Genomic DNA, 5,027 nt, shown 5'->3' on the forward strand with positions numbered 1-5,027 from the left:
GCGGTGCCGCCGATGCGTGAGGACGACGGCGTCGACACCGTGGCACTCACCAATGCCCTCGGCCGGGTCGGGGTCATGCGGACGGCCGAGGGGGGCGCCTCGCTGACCGACTTCGCCGAGAAGATCGGCGCCAACCCGGCGTCGCTCGTGGCGATCATGATGCACCTCGGCAAGATGCTCACCGCGACCCAGTCGGTGGACCCGGACGACCTCCAGGCCCTCGGCCTGGAGCTGGACTTCGACGTCCAGATCGTCAGCCCCGAGGACGAGGACCGCGCGCTGCTCGAGTCGTTCGACATCGAGTACGGCGAGGACGAGGGCGGCGAGGAGAACCTCCAGTCCCGTCCGCCGGTGGTGACCGTCATGGGTCACGTCGACCACGGTAAGACCAAGCTGCTGGACGCCATCCGGCAGGCGAACGTGGTCGCGGGCGAGGCCGGCGGCATCACCCAGCACATCGGCGCCTACCAGGTCGAGACCGAGGTCGACGGCGAGGAGCGCCGGATCACCTTCATCGACACCCCGGGTCACGAGGCGTTCAGCGCCATGCGCGCCCGCGGCGCCGACACCACCGACCTGGTGGTGCTGGTGGTCGCCGCGGACGACGGCGTCAAGCCGCAGACCACCGAGGCGATCGACCACGCCACCGCGGCCGGGGTGCCGATCGTGGTCGCGGTCAACAAGATCGACGTCGAGGGCGCGGACCCGAACCGCGTGCGGGCCCAGCTCACCGAGTACGGCCTGGTCGCCGAGGAGTTCGGAGGGCAGACCCAGTTCGTCGACGTGTCCGCCAAGCAGGGCATCAACATCGACGGGCTGCTCGAGGCGGTCGTCCTGACCGCCGACGCGGAGCTGGAGCTGCGCGCCAACCCGGACATGCCCGCCCAGGGCTCGGCCATCGAGGCCAACCTGGACAAGGGCCGCGGCGCCGTGGCGACCGTGCTGGTCCAGCGCGGCACGCTGCGGGTCGGCGACTCGATCGTCTGCGGCGTGGCGCACGGCCGCGTCCGGGCGATGCTCGACGAGAACGGCAACAACGTCGAGGAGGCGGGCCCGTCCCGTCCGGTGCTGGTGCTCGGCCTCGCGGCCGTGCCCGGCGCGGGCGACAACTTCCTGGTCGTCGACGACGACCGGGTGGCCCGGCAGATCGCCGACAAGCGCGTGGCGCGCAAGCGCAACGCCGAACTGCTCAAGAGCCGCAAGAGCAGCTCCCTCGAGGAGCTGTTCAAGGACCTCGAGCGCGGCGAGCGGGACGAGCTGCTGCTCATCCTCAAGGGCGACGTGTCCGGTTCGGTGGAGGCCCTGGAGGACTCGCTCCTCAAGATCGACGTGGGCGACGAGGTCAACCTGCGGATCATCCGCCGCGGCGTCGGCGCGATCACGCAGAACGACGTCAACCTGGCGATGGCCTCCGACGGCGCGGTCATCATCGGCTTCAACGTCCGGCCCGAGCGCAACGCGCAGGAGGTCGCCGACCGCGAGGGCGTCGACATCCGGTACTACTCGGTCATCTACCAGGCGATCGAGGAGGTCGAGGCGGCCCTCAAGGGCATGCTGAAGCCGGAGTTCGAGGAGGCCCAGCTCGGCACCGCCGAGATCCGCGAGATCTTCAAGGTGCCGCGGATCGGCAACGTCGGCGGTTCGATGGTCACCTCGGGGATCATCCAGCGCAACGCCAAGGCCCGCATCGTCCGCGACGGCGTCGTGGTCGCCGACAACCTCACGGTGTCGTCGCTGCGCCGCTTCAAGGACGACGCGACCGAGGTCCGCGAGGGCTTCGAGTGCGGTATCGGCGTCGGGTACAACGACATCAAGCTCGGCGATGTCATCGAGTGCTTCGAGATGCGGGAGAAGCCCCGCGACTGAGGCCGCGGCCACGTCCGCGCGCCCCGGCCTCCGGGCCGGGGCGCGCGGACGGCCGGCTCGAAGATCGTTCTAAAAGTTCGGCGCGACGCCAGGCGGATCTCCTAGCCTGGCGTCTGTCATGTCCCGGTCCGTCCGGCCCGTCCCGCGGGCGGCGCGGTCCGGGAACACGGCGGCACAGGGCCGTCGTTCCACTCTTGAAGATCCCGAGGTGATCGGCCAGGTGTACGTCGGCGCGCTGACACTCGACCTGCTGCTGGGGGACGTGCGGTCCCTGAAGCAGAAGCGGTCCGTCCTGCGGCCCATCATCGCCGAGGTGCAACGGCGCTTCCCGGCGGTGGCCGTCGCCGAGACCGGCGACAACGACCTGCATCGCAGGGCCGAGGTCGGCGTGGCGGTGGTCTCGGCCACCGCGGCCAACTGCACGCAGGTGCTCGACCAGTGCGAACGGCTGGTGGCCGGGCGCCCGGAGATCGAGCTGCTGTCCGCGCGGCAGCGGCTGTTCAACGACGAGGACTGAGCCCGAGGACCCGGGCACCGTCCTCTCCGATACGGAGAAAGGGAGTGCGATCATGGTGGACGCAGCTCGGGCGCGCAAGCTCGCCGACCGCATCCAGCAGATCGTGGCGGAGATGCTGGAGCGCCGGATCAAGGATCCGCGGCTCGGCTTCGTGACCGTGACGGACACCCGCATCACCAACGACCTGCGCGACGCGACCGTGTACTACACGGTGTACGGGTCGGACGGCGAGCGTGCCGAGACGGCCGCCGCGCTCGAGAGCGCCAAGGGCGTCATCCGGTCGGAGGTGGGCCGCAAGACCGGGGTCCGGCACACGCCCAGCATCACCTTCGTCATGGACTCCCTGATGGAGAACGCCGCGCACATCGACGACCTGCTGGCCAAGGCCCGCGCCAGGGACGCCGAGGTGGCGCGGACCGCCCAGGGCGCGTCCCCCGCCGGCGACGCCAACCCCTACCGTGAGCCCGCCGCCGACGAGGACGAGGACGACGACGGCCTCGACGCCGGCGCGGGCGACCTCGGCGGGCGCGGCGCGGTCGAGGACGGCGCGGTCGGGGACGGCGGCGGCCGATCGGGACCCCCGCGATCGTGAGCGGGCCGGAGGGGCGCGCGGAGACGCCGCAGGTCGCCCGGACGCCCGAGCGGCCGCGCCGGGACGCCGGCCTCGTGGTCGCCCGCCGCGGCGGCGGCGCGGAGTGCGGACGCGTCGGCGTCCTCAACTGAGGGAACGGACATTCGGTACAAGTACCAGAGATCTATCGGGAACGGTCGGCGTTTCTGCGCCGGATGTGTCGGAGGGGGTGCCTATGGTGTCTGCGACATGCGAATCCTGCACACCTCCGACTGGCATCTCGGCCGCTCGTTCCACCGCGTGGACCTGCTGGCGGCGCAGGCGGCCTTCGCCGACCACCTCGTCGAGACCGTCCGGGCGGAGGGTGTCGACCTCGTGCTCGTCTCCGGCGACGTCTACGACCGGGCGCTGCCCGCCGTCGACGCCGTGCGGCTGTGCGACGACACGCTCGCGCGGCTCGCCGCGCTCACCCGGGTCGTGCTCATCGCGGGCAACCACGACTCGACGCAGCGGCTCGGGTTCGGCTCGGCGCTGATGGACGAGGCGGGCGTGCACGTCCGCACCCGCTTCGCGCGGGTCGGCGAGCCGGTCGTCATCGGCGACGCGGCCGTCTACGGCATCCCCTATCTGGAGCCCGAGCTCGTCCGGAGCCCCTGGGGCCTGGACGAGCGCGGCCACGCCGCCGCCCTCACCGAGGCCATGCGCCGCGTCCGGGAGGACGTCGCGCGCCGCGGTCCGGGCCTGCGCTCGGTCGTGCTCGCGCACGCGTTCGTGACCGGCGGCGAGGCGAGCGACAGCGAGCGCGACATCTCCGTCGGCGGCTCGTCGCACGTGCCCGCGTCGGTGTTCGAGGGCGTCGACTACGCGGCGCTCGGCCACCTGCACGGCTCCTGGAAGGTCACCGACCGGGTCCGCTACTCGGGCTCCCCGCTGGCCTACTCCTTCTCCGAGGACAGGCACCTCAAGGGTTTCTGGCTGCTGGACCTGCGCGAGGGCGGCGCGCTCACGGCGGAGTTCGCGCCGGTGCCCGTGCCGCGGCCCATAGCGCGTGTCCGCGGCCGCCTCGACGACCTGCTCGGTGACGCGCGGTTCGACCGATATGAGAATCACTGGCTCCAGATCACCGTCACCGACCCGCGCCGCCCGTCCGCCGCGATGGAACGGCTGCGCCGCCGCTTCCCGCACGCGCTCGCCCTCGGCTTCGAGCCCGAGGGCGCCGAGCCGGACGCCGCCGGCGGCTGGTCCGAGCGGGTCCGCGAGCGGTCCGGCCTCGACCTGGCCGGCGACTTCGTCGCCGAGGTGACCGACGGCCCGGCGACCGCCGCCGAACGGGCCCTGCTGCACGAGGCGTTCGAGCACTGCCGGCTGAAGGAGGCGCACGCGTGAGGCTGCACCGGCTGGAGGTGACCGCGTTCGGTCCCTTCTCCAGCACGGAGGAGATCGACTTCGACGCGCTCTCCGACGCCGGGCTGTTCCTCATCCAGGGCCGGACCGGCGCGGGCAAGACCAGCGTGCTCGACGCCGTCTGCTTCGCCCTCTACGGGCAGGTCCCCGGCGCCCGCAACGCGGTCAAGGGCCTGCGCAGCGACCACGCGCCGCCCGGCCTCGCCCCGCGCGTGGTCCTGGAGACGACCGTCCGCGGGCGCCGCGTCCGCATCACGCGGTCCCCGGCGTGGGAGCGTCCGAAGCGGCGCGGCACCGGCACCACCGTCGAGCACGCCAAGGTCGTCCTGGAGGAGTTCGAGCACGGCGAGTGGACCGGGCTCACCACCCGCCTGGACGAGGCGGGCGACCTGGTCTCCAAGCGGCTCGGCATGAACGCCGTCCAGTTCTGCCAGGTCGCGCTGCTGCCGCAGGGCGAGTTCGCGGGGTTCCTGCGCGCCGGCGCCGACGAGCGCCGCAAGGTGCTGGAGCGGCTGTTTGCCACCGAGGTGTTCACGCAGGTCGAGAAGTGGCTGGCCGACCGGCGCGCCGCGACCGGGCGGGAGGCCGCCGAGCTGGCCGCCGCCGCGGGCTCGGAGGCCGACCGGATCGCCGAGACGACCGGCGCGGCGCCGCCCGTCGAGCGCGCGG

6 protein-coding genes are annotated in these 5,027 nt (G+C 72.6%); all 6 read left to right on the forward strand.

The genetic code is table 11. The features are described 5' to 3' along the window. On the forward strand, window positions 1-1,866 hold a 1,866-nt coding region (gene infB, locus E1291_RS38960), incomplete at its 5' end, for a translation initiation factor IF-2 (protein ID WP_442316403.1). Between the two features lie 220 nt (window positions 1,867-2,086). Further along, a complete protein-coding gene (locus E1291_RS38965) occupies window positions 2,087-2,383 on the forward strand; it encodes a DUF503 domain-containing protein (protein ID WP_131743044.1) in 297 nt (98 codons plus the stop codon). Between the two features lie 52 nt (window positions 2,384-2,435). Then, window positions 2,436-2,975 (forward strand): 30S ribosome-binding factor RbfA, encoded by a 540-nt coding sequence (gene rbfA / locus E1291_RS38970; RefSeq protein WP_131743041.1) that lies wholly within the window; start codon window positions 2,436-2,438, stop codon window positions 2,973-2,975. Then, complete coding sequence (locus E1291_RS44840) at window positions 2,972-3,106, forward strand: hypothetical protein (RefSeq protein ID WP_278045312.1); 135 nt, start codon at window positions 2,972-2,974, stop codon at window positions 3,104-3,106. The genes rbfA and E1291_RS44840 overlap by 4 nt, the downstream gene beginning before the upstream one ends. Window positions 3,107-3,203: 97 nt before the next feature. After that, a complete protein-coding gene (locus E1291_RS38975) occupies window positions 3,204-4,340 on the forward strand; it encodes an exonuclease SbcCD subunit D (protein WP_131743042.1) in 1,137 nt (378 codons plus the stop codon). After that, on the forward strand, window positions 4,337-5,027 hold a 691-nt coding region (locus E1291_RS38980), incomplete at its 3' end, for an AAA family ATPase (RefSeq protein ID WP_131743043.1). The genes E1291_RS38975 and E1291_RS38980, both read left to right, overlap by 4 nt.

Source organism: Actinomadura roseirufa (genome assembly GCF_900659635.1).
Taxonomy (GTDB): domain Bacteria; phylum Actinomycetota; class Actinomycetes; order Streptosporangiales; family Streptosporangiaceae; genus Spirillospora; species Spirillospora roseirufa.